Source organism: Actinomadura latina NBRC 106108, from assembly GCF_001552195.1.
Taxonomy (GTDB): Bacteria; Actinomycetota; Actinomycetes; order Streptosporangiales; family Streptosporangiaceae; genus Spirillospora; species Spirillospora latina.
Genome location: NZ_BCQS01000019.1, coordinates 201,923 through 218,880 on the forward strand (window position 1 = coordinate 201,923; position 16,958 = coordinate 218,880).

A 16,958-nucleotide genomic window follows, 5' to 3' on the forward strand; every position below is an offset into this window, starting at 1 on the left:
CGTGGCTACCAACGATGCCCCCGTTGTGCTCGACAACGTGACCAAGAAGTTCGGCGCCACCACGGCCGTCGAGTCGGTCTCCTGGGCCCCGCGCCCCGGCAGGGTGACCGCGCTCGTCGGCCTCAACGGCGCGGGCAAGTCCACCTTGATGCGGCTCATCACCGGCCTGGTCCGTCCCACCGCGGGACGGGTCTCGGTCGCCGACGTCCGCGACGGCCGCGCCCTCTCGGCGATGATCGAGGCCCCAGCGCTGTTCGGCGGGCTGTCGGCGCGGCGCAACCTGCGCATCCACGCGACGCTCACCGGCGCCGGCGCCGCCGACATCAGGCGGGTCGGCGAGCTGGCGCGCGTCGACGACGTCCTCGACCGCCGCGTGAGCGCCCTGTCGCAGGGCTACCGGCAGCGGGTCGCCATCGCGATCGCGCTGCTCGGACGGCCCCGCATCCTGCTGCTGGACGAACCCACCAGCGCATTGGACCCCGAGGCCATCCGCCGGCTCCGCCAGCTCATCCGGCATGTGGCCGACGAGGGCGCCGCCGTCATCGTCTCCAGCCACCAGCTGCGCGAGCTGGAGGGCACCGCCGACTCGCTGACCCTGATCCATGAGGGCCGGGTCCGCTACGACGGCCCGTTCGCGTCCTTCGTCGGCCCGCCCAGCCTGCGCGTGCGGACCGCCGAGGAGACCGCCAACCGCACCCTGCTGACCCTCCTGGCGAACACTGGCATCCCCGGCGAACTCGACGGCCCCGCCATCCACATCAAGGAACTCTGCGGCGACAGCGACAAGACCGCACAGCGGATCTTCAGCACCGCGGCCGCCGCCGGGATCGACCTGACCGAGCTCAGCCACGTCACCCCGACCCTCGAAGCGGCCTTCCAGACCGCCACCACCGCCGGAGCCCAGCCGTGAAGTCCTACCGCGCGGAACTCCTCCGCTTCGCCAACCGGTCGTCGGCCGCCCTCATCCTGCTGTGCATCGCCTTCACGCTCTTCTCGATGAACAACGCCGGCCCCCAGCACCACAGCCCGCTGTGGGGCTTCCGGCAAGTGGCCATCTTGACCGCCACCCTCCTCATGGGACGCGCCGCGGTGGTGGCCTCCAGCGACTTCAGCAGCGGAACCATCCGGTCCTGGCTCATCTCGCGCCCGTCGCGCACCGAGGTGTTCAGCGGCAAGCTCACCGCCTCACTCACCTTCGCAGTGCTCACCTCACTCATCACCGGCCTGGCCGGTTACGCGCTCAGCGGCGCGATGGGCGACGTGCCCGGCTTCGGCGCGATGGCCGCCGCCACAGGGCAGCTGGCGTTCGCCGGAGCCGCCCTCACCTTCTTCGGCCACGCCGTCGGAGTCCTGACCCGGTCGGTGCCGGTCGCCCTCACTCTCACGCTCGTCTGGATACTCCCCGCCGAGAAGGGCCTGCAGGGACGCTCGGACACCCTGGACAAGTGGCTGCCGGGCAGCATCCTGCAGGACATCACCCTCAACCACCTCCAGCAAGGGATGTCACCGCTCGGAGCAGCCCTGCACTCGGCGCTCCCGTTCATCGTCCTCGACGTCATAGCGCTCGCCCTCTTCCTCCGCCGCGATGTCAGCAGCTAACGCGATGTCAGCAGCTGAGGGGCGCGCACTGGCAGAGCAGCTACTCGATGCGTAATACTTGCCGCGTAGCACAGGTCGGCGGAGGGGGGAGCCGTGCAGGTCAATGATTCACAGACTTTGGTGTTGTGCGTGCTGGCCGATGGGCCGATGCACGGCTATGCCATCAACACCGCGATCGAGGAACTCACCGGGCGCCGGCTCGGCCCGGGCAGTCTGTACGGGGCCCTCACCCGGCTGGAGGCGAAGCAGTTCGTCGAGTACCTGGAGGGCGAGGGCCGCCAGCGCCCTCTCCGGCTGACGGCCGAGGGACGCCGGGCGCTCGAGGCCGAACTGCGGAGCATGGCTCACGTCGCCGCCGTCGGCCTCCGCAACCTCGGGGTGACTTCGGCATGACACCCGGTCGCGTCCTGGTGCGGTTGTACCCGGAGGCGTTCCGGGAACGGTGGGGCCCCGACCTGGAGACCGAGATCGATTCGGCCGGCTGGCGGTCCTGGCCCAACACCCTGCTCGGCGTCGCCGACATGTGGTTGCATCCCGCGCTCTGGCCGGCCCGCTCCCGGGCTCAGCGGCAACTGCGGATCACCACGATGGCCATATCCCTCACGGCGCTGTGCTGGTTCATCTCCCACATGGCCATCGAGGCGGACGGCGCGCTCTCCCGTGGCGTCGGCCACTCGCCGATGATGTCCGCCGGACTCGCGCTCATGGCGGCCGGGCTCGCCCTCGCGGCCCCGCTGCCACGACCGTCCGTCGCCGGAGTCCTCGTCCTCACCCGCACGTTCGCCGCCCGGTTCGCCGTCCCCGCGGGGACGGCCGCGGCCGTTGTGGCGGCGGCCCACCTCTGGGTGGACGGCCGCACGCCGGTACTGGCCCGGGCCGTCCTGCTCGCCTGCTGGTGGGCCGCCCTGGCCCTCGGAGCCGTCCGCGCCTGCCGGATCGCGACAGACCTCGGCACCCGCGTGGTCGCGCCGCCCCGGCCCGGCCGGCTGCGCCTCGGCACGTGGGTCCTGGCCGCCGGCGCGGCCACCGAGGCCGCGACCGTGCTCGGCTTCTCCCTAGGCCGTCGAGCCGACCTGCCGACGATCGGGGTGGCCATGGCCCTCCTCGCGCTCCTGCCGGCCTTCAGCCTGGTACTCCGGGACAGCCGCCAGCCGATAATGACCGACGGCGGATAACGGTCGCCCAGCAGGCGGAAACATGTGTGTACCGGCATCAGCTGACGACCGCCCTCAAGGGGAAAGGCGCGCTGAACACGGGTGAGCGACCTGAGGCATTACAGGTGATCACCTCGCGTGGCCGTTCCAATCCACGCGCACGTTAACGGAACGCGGCGCTCCTTCTTTTAGCCCATCCGATATCACGCCCCGGCGAGTGACTGATGGCGCGTCAGCGCTGCCCGCTTTCGACGTTCGTGGCCGGACGTGGTCGTCGCACACCCGAGTCGCTGCGAGTCGGCCGATCTATAGTCGCGGCAAGCCAATTTGTCCCATTTGCGTGGTTAAGTGCCGGGAGTAGGCGAATGCTTCGTCGATACGCAGGTCAACGCTTATGCGCCGTCTTGGTCGCCTTCTCGGTCGTGCTGGCGCTCCTGCCCGGCTCGCCGGCCGGCCTGCGGGTCACCGAGGCGGCCGCCGACGTGGCAGATGCACCGCAGGGCGGGTGGTGCGCCGGCATGACCGAGCCGGAGGAGAACCACGCCTCCATCCGGCTGCGGGTCGACGAGCCGGCGGAAAGCGGCCGGGTCGCCGTTGACGAACACGGAAAGATCCAGGTCAACGGCATCCTCCACAAGCACGCGGACATGGTGGACGTCACGGACGAGCGGGTGGCGGTGTCCGAGTTCACCATCGGCCCGCCGCCGGACGGCGTTGCGGCCTGGGCCTCGTCATGGACGGCGAGCATGCGGCCGCCGCACCTGGGTCCGAACAAGCTGTGCGCCCGCGCCGAGCGCGACCCCAAGCGCACCGCGCGGATCGAGCGCTCCTTCACCGTGGTCGACCTGATCCCGCCGAGCGACGTCCCCGGCCTGACCGTCGGCAACATCACCGCGACCTCGGCCAAAGTGAGCTGGGGCGCGGCCACTGACAACTACGGTCTCGCCGGATACGAGATCAGTGTCGACGGCGGGTCCGCGCACCACATCTCGACCGGAACCCGTTCCTACACCGTCACAGGGCTGGCGCCGCTCAGCCACCACACCGTTTCCCTGGTGGCCGTCGACCTGGCCGGCAACACGTCGAAGACGCCCGCCACCGCGTCCTTCACGACGAAGGAGCCGCCGCCGCCGTCCGACGCCGACCTCACCCTGGACGTGAGCCAGGGCGGCGCGGTGGCCTCCTGGCACCCCTATCTCCCCCCGACCGCATCGGCGGACGCCACCTACCGGGTCTTCGTGGACGACGAGGAGATCGAGGAGTTCCCGCTGGACCGGTACTGCACGAACGCCGCCGGCGCCCCGGCGACCCCGTGCACGGAGGACGACGTCGTCAAGTATCCGGTCTCCGAGCTGGAGGAGAGCACGCCTCACACGTTCCGGGTGGACGCGGTGCGCGCCGACGGCACGAAGGGCCGGGATCTCAACGGCTCGTTCACGACCACCACCGGCCCCTACCTGGTGTCGCCCGAGACGACGCAGACGACCGCCACCGAGGCCTCGGCGTGCACCGGCCGGGGAGGCGACATTTACATCGCGGCGTCGTCGCGCGGGAGCGTACCGGCACCGGCGGGCGGCACGGAGCTCTTCACGGGCTGCTACTCCGTTCCGGACAGCACGTGCATCGACAGCTTCCGGCAGTCCGACAACAAGGTCCTGAAGTGTTCCGACGACGTCACCGAACTCCTCAAGGACGTGGCGCCGCCCAACCGCGGACCTTTGCTCTCGTCCGTGGACGACCTGGCGGGCCTCACCCCCGGCCAGCTGCGCGCGAAGTTCTTCCAGCCGGGCGTCCAGCCGATCACGTGGTGCCTGCAGGGCGGATGCGCGGTCGTCCTGGAGAAGGCGGTGGAGGCCGCGGCGACCGCCGAGGTCGCCGCGGGCAGCGCCGCCGCCGTCTCCTGGCTCCTCGTCATCGCCATCGGCGTCGTCGTCGGAGTCGTCCTCGGCACGGTATGGGCGATCATCGACGCCTCGCCCATCGCCATCGGCGGGCTCCTCGAGTATCCGATCGACTACACGACCGACTTCGGGACCTACGAGGACTGGTGGCTGCAGGAGGGCGAGTTCTTCAACAGCCTGACGGTCTACGCCGAGACGGTCAAGATCACGAAAGACCTGACCGGCCTGTACGCGCTTCCGTTCGCCTGGACGAGCGGAGACGACAGCAGGTTCAGGACGACCGTGGACCGGGCGTGCGCGGCCCAGCAGGGGCACCCGACCAGCCCCTACGCCGGATGCGGCGACAATTTCTCCGTCTATGTCCCCGGGGGGACCAACTACAAGTTCGCGCCCATGAAGGAGACCGGCCGCCACATCGTGGAGGCCATGGGCAACGGATTTCCGCAGCCCCCGCAGCGGGCGCAGTGGTTCTGGCCTGCGCGCAGCGTGAACGGCCAGGCCGCACGGTCCGCCGGCTACAGCCGCCGCTGGTTCGAGACGGCGAAGTTCAAGCCGAACGCCTGTGTCGGCCGTCCGAGGGGCGACGTCTGCGACGAGTTCCCGTTCTGGAGCACGAACCAGGCGGTCGACCTGACGGGCATGGTGGCGAGCCTGAAGCCCGTCCCCGCCGCGGAGGCGGTGCCCCAACGCGATGACATCAACCAGTTCTACCGAGAGTGCAAGGTGAAGGACACGGACAAGTTCATCGTCCTGCCGGTGAAGCCCTGGGTGGAGGCGAACGCGCCGAGCTTCGGCTTCCGGGTGACCCCGACCGGGGCTAGCGTGTGCATGGCGCCCGCCAAGCCCTGAGGACGGTCATGCTCGATGATCTTCGCACCCTGCGGGAGGCGATCGACGGCTACCGCGCGGCGGCGACGGCCGCGGGCCTGACCTGGCCCGATCACGCCGCCGCCGGCGGGCAGCCGCCCGGCCTGGTCCACCGGGTGTTCGACGTGGACCGCGTCGCCGGGCAACTCGTCTGGCTGCACGCCCAAGGATGGGCCCTGGAGCGGCTCTGGCCCAGCAGCGGATGGCTCATGCCATGGCCGGACGACGCGGGCGAGGCGCTCACCAACCTGTCCTTGTCGGTGGCCACTCCCTTCCCTTGGCGGCATCAGGTGCCGCTGTTCCACTTCGATTTCATCCTCTACACCTTCGTGCTCGCCGGTGACCGCGAGGGAGAGATCTGGCGCTACGACATCGACCCGGACAGCAGCAACACGATGCGCGCCGCCACCAGCCTGGCCGCTCTCTTCACCGAATGGACCAAGGGCTTCGCCGCCGGTGTGCTCTTCTACGCCGACGACGACAAGTGCCTCCACACCGGCGAGGACATGGGCGAGCCGTTCGACATGATCGTGGAGCGGGCTCCCGGCCTCGACCCGGCCGCGTTCCCGGAGCCGATCACGGACATGTCGCTGCTCAGAGCATGGCAGCGGGAATGCGGCGTGGACATGGACCGCATCGACGATCCGGAGGCCTACGCAGAACTGAGAGACGCCATCGACGCCGCCCAACGGTCCCTCGGCCTGTAAGAGCGTCCGCGCGGCATGCGGCGTGACGTGCGGGTATCGGGTAGGTCCGGTTGGCGTGCAGGTGCCGGTCGGGGTCTGTGGCTGTCAGCCCAGTTGGTCGCGGCGGCGGATCAGGTGGGCGGTTTCGGCGGTGTTGCCTGCCAGTTCGATCGCCTTGTCGTACGCGGCGCGCGACTGCCGGCTTCGGCCCAGCCTGCGTAGCAGGTCGGCGCGGGTGGCGTGGTAGGCGTGATAGTCGGCCAGCTCGTCGTCGAGGCGGTCGACGGCGGCCAGTGCCACGTCCGGGCCGTCGAGTTCGGCGACGGCGATGGCCCGGTTGAGGGCGATGACCGGTGAGGGGTCGAGGCGGACGAGTTGGTCGTAGAGGGCGAGGATCTGTGACCAGTCGGTGTCGCGGATGTCGCGGGCGGAGGTGTGCACGGCATTGATCGCGGCGAGGATCTGGTAGCGGCCCGGAGTGGCTCCGGCGGCGGCAGCGGCGAGGCGCTCGCGTACCAGCCGGTGGCCCTCGGCGATCAGATCCGCGTCCCAGGCCCCACGGTCCTGCTCGGCCAGGGGGACCAGTTCGCCGCCGGCCGAGACCCGGGCGGCGTGGCGGGCCTCGGTGAGGAGCATCAGCGCCAGTAGGCCGGCCACCTCGCCGTCGTCGGGCAGGAGGGCTCGGATCAGGCGGGTGAGCCGGATCGCCTCGGCGGTCAGGTCGCCGCGTAGGGGGTCGGTGCCGGGGCCGGTGGCCAGGTAGCCCTCGTTGAAGACGAGGTACAGGACGGCGAGTACGCCGGACAGGCGTGCCGGGAGATCCTCGGCCGACGGCACCCGGTAAGGGATGCGGGCCGCCTTGATCTTGGCCTTGGCGCGGGTGATCCGCTGCTCCAGGGCGGTCTCCCGCACGAGGAAGGCGCGGGCGATCTCCGGCACGGTGAGACCGGCGACCATGCGCAGCGTCAGCGCCACGCGGGCCTGCATGGCCAGCGCCGGGTGGCAGCAGGTGAAGATCAGTCGGAGCCGGTCGTCGTCGATGGCGCCGACAGGCTCGGGTGGGTCGTCGTCGTACACCACCTGCGCCTCCTTGTGCTTGTCGTCGCGCTTGTTCTCTCGCCGGATCCGGTCGATGGCCTTGCGGTTGGCGGTGGTGGTCAGCCACCCGCCGGGGTTGGGCGGCACGCCGTCGGCCGGCCATCGCTCGACGGCGGCCGCGAACGCCTCGGCGGCCGCTTCCTCGGCGGTGTCGAGATCACCGAAACGCCTGGTCAGGGACGCGACCACTCGGCCCCATTCCTCCCGGTGAGTGCGAGTGATCGCCTCCCGGACGCCGGCGTCGTTCACAGGAACGGCCGCACCTCGATCTTCCGATCGCAGACCTTGGACGCCTCGGCGGCGAGCTTGAGCGCCACGTCCAGATCGGGGGCCTCCCACACCCAGACACCGGCGAGGTACTCCTTGGACTCCACGAAGGGCCCGTCGCTGAACACCGCCTCCTCGCCCCGGTTGTCGATGACCGTGGCCGCGTCGGTGTCCGCGAGGCCGCCCGCGAAGACCCAGTGGCCCTCGGCGATCAGCCGTTCGTTGAACGCGCTGATGGCCGGTTGCCTGTCCGTCCTGCCGGGATTGGTCTTGTCGTCGATCACGGAAACCAGGTACTGCATCTGAAGATCATCTCCTGTGGTCGAGGGACGTGTCCCGTGCGGGCCGCCGCACCTCGGTTGCCAACACCTCTGCCCCGATGGTCGTTCTATGTCGGAGACACCGCCAAGACCTGCACGGGCGTGGGCGCCGACGTGCCGCCCGTCCGTTACCGGCCTGTCGGCCCGCCTAATGTCCGGCCAGCTCGGCCACGACCGGAGCGAGCACGTCGGCGGAGCCGGCGCCGAAGACGAAGTAGGAGATGCCGAGTTCCTCCCGTCGCCGCCGGATCTCCTCGGCGGCCGCCGCAGGGTCGTCCGGGAGCACCGCCAGCGAGTCCGCCGCGCGCAGCGCCGCGGCGTCGGTGTCGGGGGGCGCCATGAACGGCGCGACGGTATCGCCGATCACCGCCACATGCTGCGCGAGTTCGATGTCCCGGGTGGCGAGGGTGCGGAAGTCGCGCACCACCCGGGTGATCTCCGCCCGATCGTCTCCCGGCATCAACGCGAAGGCGACCGTGTCCGCGAGGCCGGCCGCCAGTTCCCGGGCCTTCGGCCCGCGCACGGCCATCACCACCGGCGTGCGCAGGGCGGCGCCGTCGAGACCACGCAGCGCCGTCACGGTCTCGCGCACCTGGGCCAGCCGCTCGCCCGGTGGGACGACGGGCAGTCCCAGCTCGCGGAGTTCGTCCTCGATACCGGGCCTGCCGGTACCGATGCCCAACTCGAAACGTCCCTCGGTGAGCACCGACAGCGAGTGCGCCTCCCAGGCGGTGCTCCACGGCCGGCGCAATGGGGAGGCGTACACCCAAGAGCCGACTCGCAGGTCGGTGAGGGCGGCCGCCACGGCCAGCGTGGGGGCAGGAGCCGGCTGCCACCGCGGCACGTCGGGCATCAGCAGCGTGGAGTACCCGTTGCCGGCGATACGGCGCACTTGGTCTCGCCACGTCGGCAGATCTGTTCTGAGCGGGGCAACGACCCCGAATCGGAAGGGTCGGGTTCCGCCGCTTGCCGTCGAATCGGTCATCGTTCCTGTCCTCGCCAGTAGTCGGGATGGCTTCCGGTCCTGCCGGCGTACGACCGCGCGCCGGTCAGCACAGCGCGGTCGACGTCTCACCCCTGCTACGAACGCGACTCCCCCGATCCGACACCGCCTCCCAGAAATTCTGTCGAGGATTTTCGGCAGCCGACTGTCAGCAACCCGACAACGCGCCAGTTCGCGGCCACCAACCGTGCCCGGCGGCCGGCATCCTGCAGGTCCATGACCACGTTCCGGGCCGCCTGTGTCGCCCAAACTGCGGCCAGGTGAGCGGTGGTGCCCTTTCGCTGGATGGGGCTAAGCCAGGAAGGTGACGCGTTCGGCGGTCTCGATCATCTGCAGGGCGAAGTCGCCCGGTGTGAAATCGGCCGGATCGGTGTCGAAGGCCGAGGCCATGGCCGACACCAGATCAGCGATGGGCAGCGTCCGCCGCGGACCCAGCGACAGGGGAACCCGGGACCGGGCCGGGACGGTGCCGTCGCCAGTAGCCCGCAGGCTCTTGCCGTACCCGTCCGTGTCCGGCGCCTCGACCGCGAAGTGCTGCGACTCGGGTCGCTGGTGGAGATCCAGCCGGGACAGCACGCCATTGAAAAGGCACAGCAGCACGTTCGGGGCGAGCCGGTCACACCGGACGACTTCAAGGGGGGCCTTGGTGTCCTTCTGGTGGGGGTAGCCGTCGATGAGGAGCCCGGGATATCCGGCGACCACCTCGGAGCGGATCAGTGCGCCGGTGACCGGCGGATGGGAGAGGGGAAGCGGCGAGGCGGCGTCGAGGACGGCGTCGGCCCGGCTCAGCCGGCCGATGCTGTAGGCGCCGTCGATCAGGTGCCGCATCCACTGCTGGTCCAGCCCGAAGAAGCGGATGGTCTCCATGGGGAGCAGCCGTTCGTCGGGGACCAGGTAGGCGAAGGGGACTCCTTCCAGCCGGTTCAACGCGGTGAGCCAGGCCAGGACGTTCTCCGGCAGCGAATCGTCGATCTCGGTGACCGCCAGCGGGTAGTCGGCCCGTTCACGCGCGGCCCGTTTGTGCTTCTGCGCGCGGCGGCGCTTCCATTCGTAGAGCGCCGTGGCCGAGTCCCCGCTGCGCAGCATGAGCAGGCGGCCGAGCTGCCAGGCCGCGGCATGGCCGACGTCGAACATGCCCGTCCGGGGGTGGAAGCGCAGCAGGCCGTCGGCACTGCGGGCCGGGCTCACCGGCTCCCCCTCGACGGCGCCCGGCACTAGTGGCCCCCGGTACCACGCGACGCTCCGGCCGCCGTCCCGCAGCCGGTGCCGCGCGGGCACGAAGCCCTGGCGGAGGAACCCGTCGGCGAGGGGCTCGCCGCTGTCGGGAAGCCGGAAGGTGGCCGCGTCGTGCGCGAGGGCACGGGTCATGGCGGGCAGCGTCTGCCTCTCGTCCACGCAGGCGAAACGCCAGTTGGCCAGGCTGACGAGGCGGATCTCGTCGTGCGCTCCGTAGTCGAAGTCCGGGCCGCCGGGGGTGTCGTGGAACCGGTGTTCCAGGGAGACCAGGTGGACGGAGCTGGAACCGCCCGGCGCGGGAAGCCGCCCTGCGGTGATCACGGCCGCCTCGGAGCCCTCGCCGCCGCGCACATGCGTCAGGTAGCGCAGGTCCGCGTACGAGGGCAGCAGTGTGCGCAGCAGCTTGGCGGGAACGTCGATGACGGTGACGCTGCCGGTGGACGACTCGTGCCGGTCGAGAACGACCTCGGGGAAGTACGCGGGCCCCTTGGCGATCTCGCCCAGTGGGAGCACCTGCGTTTTCACCGGGTCGTCGTCGGCGAACAGCAGCAGCGCCAGCCACGGCGACCGCACGGCGGCGTCCTTGAGGGGTTCGCGCTCCCAGGGCAGTGTGGGACGGGTGAGCGTGATGTGCGGCAGCACGTTGGAGTGGTCGCCGACGCTGCCGCCCGGCGGGAACATCTCCTGGATCACCGGCGGAGCCAGCAGGAACCGCTCACCGGCGACCGTGAACCTGGCGGTCTTGGCGAAGGTCTCCAGTGCCGTGCCCCCGCGTCCGACCTCCTGCCGGACGGTGATCTCGTAGTCGCCGGCCTCCAGCGCCGGCACCAGGTGGTCGGTGAAGGTGATCGTCGTATCAGTCATGGGCCACCTGCGGCGTCTCGTGGAAGTCGGCGAGGTCGAATCCGGCCAGGTCGATCTCCGCGTCGGGAAGGACGGCCGCGACGGCGGCCGCCCTCGCCGCCGCCGTGCCGGGGTCGGCGAGGCTCGCGGTGATCGCGGCCTGGCGGCGGGCGTCGTCGTCGCCGCTGACGGCGACCGGCGGCGGGGCGTCCAGCCGGATCACCCGGGACTCGCTGTAGGGGGTCGACGCCTGGAGGGCCGCCCGGGACAGCCAGGGGCTCCGGGCGGGCGACGTGGGCGGCAGTGGACGGATCGTGTAGCCGCCGAGCATGTCGTCGATGAGCTGCGGCCCGGTCGCCGAGGGGACGAGCCTCTCACCCCAGAGGGCGACGGGCAGGTTCTTCCCCACGGGCGTGTAGCCGAACTGGTCGTCGACCTGCTCGCCGCCCATCGTGATCTCGATGTGCTGCGTGACGGACGCCTCGCCCCTCCCGATCCCGACGGGGCCCACGCCGAACTCGGTGGTCATCCCGTCGGTCCGCAGCCGCGCCGACTCGGTGCCGCGCGTGCCCGCCGTGCTCGGCACGACGGAGTCGGTGCGCAGCGCGAGCCCGGCGGCGTCGACGACGCCCAGGTCCGGGTTGTCCGGGTCGTTCGGCGCGGCCTCGCCCTGCCGGCTGTCGCCCTGGAGCGCGATCGTCACGATCTTGCCGGGTTCGGGCAGCATGGCCGCGCTGAACCGGGACCACTCGACCGCCTTGGGCTCCGGGGCCTCCCGGGTGTTCTCGGGGAAGGTGACGGTGAGGGAGATGATTCCGAGGTCGATGGCCGCGGTGCCGCCGAAGTCGGGCCCCCACAGGCGGACGTCGGCCGAGGCGTGCACGCTGATCGGGTTGTTGCCGTCGGAGGTGAAGGAGTACGAGGCGCCCACGTTCACGTGCGCGGCGGCCGTGTAGTGGTAGGGCTGCCAGGCGATGAGGAAGTCCATCGCGGCGTCGAACCACGCGTGCAGCGAGTCGTCCTTCCAGGTGGCCTTGAGGCTGCCGCCCGCCATCAGCGCGGAGGGCGTCAGCGCGAAGTAGGCCCCGCCGCTGAGCGACAGCTGCTTGGACACCTGCCAGGAGAAGCCGAGCCGGGGCACGGCCGGGTAGTGCTTCGGCACGACGACGTGCGGGTGGTACCCGCCCACCGAGACGACGAAGTCGCCGTGGTGCTCGGCGCCGAACCAGGTGGCGAACGCGAACCCGCCGGTGAGGTGGCAGTCGCGGCTGAGCAGGAACGAGTTCTTGGTCAGCTGGGCCTCGACGATGAGGTAGCCGTCCTCGGGGGCGAAGCTCGCCCGCAGCGCCAGCTGCACTTCGGCGATCGGGGTGACCCCGCCCGCCTGCGCGTCCGGCGCGGGCAGCACCAGCGTCGACAGGCCGAGGACGTCCACCTCGAACCGGTGCCCGAACTGCACGGCCAGCAGCACGAACGAGTCGATCATCTGGAACGAGGTGAAGTGCACGCCCACCGCGAGGAAGTAGTCGCCGATCGACGGCGGCAGGTAGTCCGCCAGCCGGGCGAGCTCCGCGGCCAGGTCGATGTCCCCCTCCCGTTTGCCGACGGCCTCGGCGACCAGGGGGAACTCCGCGATCTTGTCGACCGGCGGCGGGACGAGCCGGCGGTTGTACCCGAATCCGGCGGCCAGGCCCCGGACGAAGAAGACCGGGGGCCCGCCGATCGGGTAGTCGAGGATGGCGTAGACGAACAGCGACGGACCCTCGGGAAGCTGGACGTAGGAGCCGATGGCGCCTAGCCCGAGCGTGGAGGTCTTGATCTGGGCGGTGCCCCCGTACGCCGGGTACTTGTTCCCCTTGTAGGCGATCTCGCCCTTGAGGAAGGCCCCGCTGATCTGGACCGGTCCGGAGGAGTAGGACAGGCCCAGTCCGTTCAGGTCGAACTTGGGGTCGGGCTTGGCCGAAAGCGCCAGTTCGACGGCGAGCCCCTGCAGCGCGAGCGTGAGGCCGGCGAGGCTGATCGAGGCGTCCAGCAGGAACGCGAGCCTGCCGTCCCGGTAGGCCAGCCCCAGCCGCTCGATCTTGATCGGCCCGAACGAGCGCTGCACCTTCAGCCAGGTCACGTCGTCGCCGGTCTGGCTCTGCGGCGCGGTCGCCGGGGGCTGACCGTCGGTCAGGGCCTTCACCGGGGGCGGTTCCTTCGGTGCGCCGCCCACCGTGACCGCGACCGGCAGGGCCGCCGTCCCCAGCTTGAGGACGGCGTCGACGGCGAAGCCCTTCGCGATGTCGCGCTCGGGCAGCTTGCCGACCTTGTCGGGGAGCAGCGCGTTGAGCGCCTTGACCTCGTCCGCACCGAGCCGCGCCGAGGACGCGATGATCCGCAGCGGGTCCACGCCCGCCGGTGCGGGGCCGGTGAAGTGGTCCCCGACGAGGGGCAGCTTCGCGAAGTCGATCGTGGCGGCGATGCCGACCCCGAACAGGTAGCCCTTCCCGGCGGCGGCCTGGTCGAGGGCGAAGACGACGTCCCGGACGTCGATGGTGATCCCGCCGGGGATCGGCTCGGCGGCGGTCGGGGAGAACGCCCGGACCAGGCTCTTGACGTCCGGCATCGGGGCGTCGCCCGGATGGGAGTAGGTCGCCGCGAACCGCTTGGCGGTGGTGTCCTTGCTGAAACGCGCGTCGAACCGCAGGTCGAACGTCTTCTCGTCCCCGGCCGGCACGGCGACGTCCAGCCACCCGGTGAAGATCTCGCCGGGGCCTTTCGGCGCGATCGCCACCCCGAGCCGCACCGCGACCTCGGTGATCGTCATGTCCCCCTCGGCGGTGAACACGAACGCCCCGGACCCGGTCCGGTAGGAGACCGACAGGTCGCTCAGGGCGAGGGTCCGCAGCGGTTCGGGCACGTCCTTCAGACCGAACTCGTCCTCCAGCTTGGCGAGCAGGTCGCCGATCTGGAGCCGCGATCCGGGCACGGTGCGCCCCTCGAACGTCCACCCGTCCTGCGCGCCCTCGTACGCCGCCAGGACCAGCAGCCGGATCGACGTACCGATATCGATCTCCCCGTGCAGGGTGCCGGTGAAGCCGGCGCCGCCGCTGGAGTAGGTGACGGCCAGACCCAGTTCCGCGATGTCGACCGGTCCGGCCTTCCAGACGTCGTCCAAGGCGAGCTGGAGCTGGTAGACCCCGTTCCCGGGGGACGCGGAGAACCCGGCCTGGGTGACCTTCAGCGTGTCCGGGAGGCGGCCGGCGGGCAGTCCGAACCCGGTCAGCACGTCGGCCAGCGGCACCGGCTTCCCCTCGTCCAGGGAGCCGGTCAGCTCGATCTCGGGGACGCGCAGCGCGACCTGGAGCCGGAGCGCGCCCAGCGTGAGCAGGCTGGTGATCCGCAGATAGTCCAGGGCCGGGGTCCGCCAGTCGAAGCCGACCTCGACCGCCTTGATCGCGGCGTCGAACGCCGAGGTGTCGAACCCCACCTTTCCGAACGCCGATGCGGTGTCCGAGCCCGGCTTCTCCCCCGAGCCCAGGGCCCAGCGCGCGAGGTCGGCCAGACCGGGGAACGCCTCGGCCGCGGTCGGCTTCACGAACGCGTACCAGTGCTGCCCCGACTGCATGCCGATCCCGATGTCCATCGGCACGCCGCCGATGTCCGTATGGCCGACGAGCAGCACCGTGAGGGAATTGGTGGTGGCGCTCGCGCGCACGTCGACACCATCGAGCGCCGGGACGCCGGGCAGGAACGTCCACCCCGCCAGCGGCAGCGGGACGGTGAAGGTCCACTCGGCCTCGGCCCCGGTCCCCGGGTAGAAGACGAGTTCGAAGCCTGCGGCCGGCACCGTCGTGTCCTCGGTCAGCGCGCCCAGGCCCGGCGGGACCGGGAGAGCCGTGGAACCGCCGGGTTCGCCGAGCGTCAGCAGGCCGAACGGTGAGACCCGGGGAACGTCGCCGGTAAGGGTGAGCCGCCATCCGCCGGGATACGGCTCCCGGCTGGAGGCGACCTTCACGGGAGCCTGGACGGAACCGGTGAGGGGCATCGTTCCGCTCACCCAGGCGGTCGCCGCCGGCTCGGCGCCGTCCGTGAGGACCACCTCCGCGTGATCGAGAGCGATCTCGACACCGTCGAGGCCCTGGACCGGCCATCTGTCGGCTGAGGCGCCGGAGAGCGTGAGCGTCTGGCCGACGGGAGTGGCGATGGGGTCGGAGAGCGTGAGACGGCGGTTGGGCATCGTGGCCAGAAGACCGCGCAGGACGCCGGGGAAGTGCGGGTCGTCGGCGCTCAGCGAAGCAGGCTTCCCCAGGCCGGTGGAGACGTAGGTCGCAAGCTCTTGCAGGTCCATGAAGCCCTCACATCGGCTGCCTGTGCGGATATTCCCCGACCACCGGAAGTCCCTTGTCGCCGTGGTACTGGATTAGAATCTTGCCTTGCCGGTTCGAGGCCCCCTCCGTGACGGTCAGTTGAATATTTCCGGCTACTACAGGCCTTCTTCCATTGCTGCCCGCCACTCTTGACTTGTCCACCGGATCATTCTTTGCCTGCGGTCCCGGGCTTTGCCGGACATGCTCCCGGTGATATCTGCAGTTGGTCAGGAAGAACCTGGAGATCGAAGTGCTCTCGTGCAGCCTCGTAATGGTCGACTGCGTGGGCAGTTCGGGTACGGCGACGCCCTGTCCGCAGGAGATGAAAGCGATGAGCGGCCTGGCCGATTCCAGAAAATCGTCCAGTACGGTCCTGTCGCCACCATGGCCGCTGCACTTGAAGCTGGTGACCTGGTCGGCGGCGGGGAATTCACCGCCCCCGGGATTCGCGAGACCGTGTGCCCTCACGGCACCGGCGATGAGCGCGGAGGCTCCCGGCGGCAGGTCGCTGGCGCTGTAGTGCAGGAACCGGTTGAAGCGAACGACAACGCCGATGGCGTCACTGCCCAGGCTCGCGGTGTCGGGGACCGGGACCGGAGGATTGTCGTTGCCCTGCCAGACGTTTCCCTTCGCCGCCACCACGAACACGGTCGGCGCACCCACCGGTGCGAGCATGGCCCGCGACCCTGAGTTCCACAGAATCTCTGCGCCCAACGCCGGCGTCTGCGTGTGCGTGCGCCCGAGACCCGGCACCTGGGCGTAATCCCCATCGACCATCAACTGCCCCGCCGTCGCGTTGGCGACCACGTCCGCGCCGAGCGTCTCCTGGGGGCCGACCTCTATCAGATGTGTGGAATTGTAGAATCCCTCTGTATTGAATCGCGTTCCCTCGGCGACGTACCGTCCGCGTGGTTCGCCGGTCGCCTGAAGCCGGGCCAGCAGCGTTTCTATGATCTCCTGGCGGAGGGCCACCCGGGTTGCCGTCCGCACCTGGGCGTCCGGAACAGTGGCGCCCGCGCCCAGCAGGACAAGGGTCCGAGATGCCAGAAGGCCGATTTCGACGGCGATGGCGCTTGCCGATCTGGCTCCGATCAATGGGCGGTTGATCGGGGACACCTGCGGCATATGGGCCACCGCATAATCGCGTCCGAAAACGGCACCGGACTGGTCGTCGAAGACGTTCAGGTCGGCCTGTGCGCCATTTGCCATCCGTGTTATCTGTGCGATCACATCGCCGAGCGCAGGGGTGTCGTAACCGCCGAGGCAGGCGCCGTACGCCCCCACCGCCGCGCGGGCCGCGCGGCTTGTGTTCCCGATGGTGTTGGCGGCTTCGCGCACGGCGGCTGCGGCGATCTCGTCGGCGAGACGAAACAGGTTGTCGGCCTGAAGCAGTTTGACAATGCCGCTGCGGTGCTCGGTCTTGTAGTTACTCACCAATATGTGATCGAGCGGTATGTCACCCAGCTGGTTCAGGACGGCTCTGACGAAGGTGTGCACATACTCGGCTCTGTCGATGTCGCCGCCATCGATCAGCATCGTGCGCGCCTCGGTCGTGGCGGGATTCGACGCGACGATGAGGGCCGCGTCGCCATGCCCCACGTCAAGGGTGAAGATGTGCAGTTCCCAGGCCAT

The 16,958-nt window shown here is 70.3% G+C and carries 12 protein-coding genes; 6 read left to right on the forward strand and 6 right to left on the reverse strand.

Annotated features, from left to right (window positions below; genetic code table 11):
• Position 1: 1 nt before the first annotated feature.
• The 6 genes from AL2_RS24725 (at position 2) to AL2_RS24750 (ending at position 6,228) form a co-directional block, all read left to right on the forward strand.
• Positions 2-910, forward strand: a complete 909-nt coding sequence (locus tag AL2_RS24725; protein ID WP_067637410.1) for an ABC transporter ATP-binding protein — start codon at positions 2-4, stop codon at positions 908-910.
• The gene (locus AL2_RS24730) at positions 907-1,599 is read left to right on the forward strand and encodes an ABC transporter permease (RefSeq protein WP_067637412.1); all 693 of its coding nucleotides are present in this window, start codon (positions 907-909) and stop codon (positions 1,597-1,599) included. The genes AL2_RS24725 and AL2_RS24730 overlap by 4 nt, the downstream gene beginning before the upstream one ends.
• Positions 1,600-1,728: 129 nt before the next feature.
• The gene (locus tag AL2_RS24735) at positions 1,729-1,992 is read left to right on the forward strand and encodes a PadR family transcriptional regulator (RefSeq protein WP_210747930.1); all 264 of its coding nucleotides are present in this window, start codon (positions 1,729-1,731) and stop codon (positions 1,990-1,992) included.
• Positions 1,989-2,774, forward strand: a complete 786-nt coding sequence (locus tag AL2_RS24740; protein WP_157438337.1) for a hypothetical protein — start codon at positions 1,989-1,991, stop codon at positions 2,772-2,774. Before AL2_RS24735 ends, AL2_RS24740 begins: the two co-directional genes overlap by 4 nt.
• Positions 2,775-3,157: 383 nt before the next feature.
• Positions 3,158-5,503, forward strand: a complete 2,346-nt coding sequence (locus AL2_RS24745; RefSeq protein WP_157438338.1) for a fibronectin type III domain-containing protein — start codon at positions 3,158-3,160, stop codon at positions 5,501-5,503.
• Between the two features lie 8 nt (positions 5,504-5,511).
• Positions 5,512-6,228 (forward strand): hypothetical protein, encoded by a 717-nt coding sequence (locus AL2_RS24750; RefSeq protein WP_067637422.1) that lies wholly within the window; start codon positions 5,512-5,514, stop codon positions 6,226-6,228.
• Positions 6,229-6,312: 84 nt separating this feature from the next.
• On the opposite strand, the gene AL2_RS24755 is transcribed toward AL2_RS24750, so the two are convergent.
• The 6 genes from AL2_RS24755 to AL2_RS24780 all read right to left on the reverse strand — a co-directional run bounded on the left by AL2_RS24755 (position 6,313) and on the right by AL2_RS24780 (position 16,958).
• Positions 6,313-7,554, reverse strand: coding sequence for an RNA polymerase sigma factor (locus AL2_RS24755; RefSeq protein WP_067637424.1), 1,242 nt, complete (start codon positions 7,552-7,554; stop codon positions 6,313-6,315).
• Positions 7,551-7,874, reverse strand: a complete 324-nt coding sequence (locus AL2_RS24760) for a YciI family protein (protein WP_067637426.1) — start codon at positions 7,872-7,874, stop codon at positions 7,551-7,553. The genes AL2_RS24755 and AL2_RS24760 overlap by 4 nt, the downstream gene beginning before the upstream one ends.
• Before the next feature lie 166 nt (positions 7,875-8,040).
• Complete coding sequence (locus AL2_RS24765; RefSeq protein ID WP_067637428.1) at positions 8,041-8,877, reverse strand: LLM class flavin-dependent oxidoreductase; 837 nt, start codon at positions 8,875-8,877, stop codon at positions 8,041-8,043.
• Positions 8,878-9,186: 309 nt separating this feature from the next.
• Positions 9,187-10,995, reverse strand: a complete 1,809-nt coding sequence (locus AL2_RS24770) for a hypothetical protein (RefSeq protein WP_067637430.1) — start codon at positions 10,993-10,995, stop codon at positions 9,187-9,189.
• Positions 10,988-15,307, reverse strand: a complete 4,320-nt coding sequence (locus tag AL2_RS24775) for a DUF6603 domain-containing protein (RefSeq protein WP_067637433.1) — start codon at positions 15,305-15,307, stop codon at positions 10,988-10,990. Before AL2_RS24775 ends, AL2_RS24770 begins: the two co-directional genes overlap by 8 nt.
• A 7-nt stretch (positions 15,308-15,314) precedes the next feature.
• Positions 15,315-16,958: a ComEC/Rec2 family competence protein gene (locus AL2_RS24780; RefSeq protein ID WP_067637435.1), complete on the reverse strand. Its 1,644-nt coding sequence runs from the start codon at positions 16,956-16,958 to the stop codon at positions 15,315-15,317.